Genomic DNA, 327 nt, shown 5'->3' with positions numbered 1-327 from the left:
CCAACTGCTCAAACGCCGCCTCCACCTCTTTACTTAAAAAGGCGTTCGCGCCAGTTTGCTGCACCGCGCCAGGTTCAGACGCGCAAGTGTCGTCACTATTACCGCACGATGGTGCTGAGTAGTAGCTGTAATCCTGATAATTCAGCTTGTCGTAGTGCGCTTTCAACCAGTGCGGTTCTTCCATCTCCAGCCATGCGCGATAGGCGTTTAGACGAAACTCCAGCATCCACTCCGGCTCATTACGCTTCGCCGAAATTGCGCGCACCACCTCTTCGTTTATCCCCTTTGCCAGCTCATCGGTGGCTAACTGGGTGAAGAATCCTTCTT

At 53.5% G+C, this 327-nt stretch carries 1 pseudogene; it reads right to left on the bottom strand.

Annotated elements, in window-relative coordinates:
* A pseudogene (locus EOS_RS42910) lies at nucleotides 1-327 on the bottom strand (hypothetical protein); the annotation flags it as partial.

Source organism: Caballeronia mineralivorans PML1(12) (assembly GCF_001028175.1).
Lineage (GTDB): Bacteria > Pseudomonadota > Gammaproteobacteria > Burkholderiales > Burkholderiaceae > Caballeronia > Caballeronia mineralivorans.
This window is presented reverse-complemented; position numbering and strand designations above follow the sequence as displayed.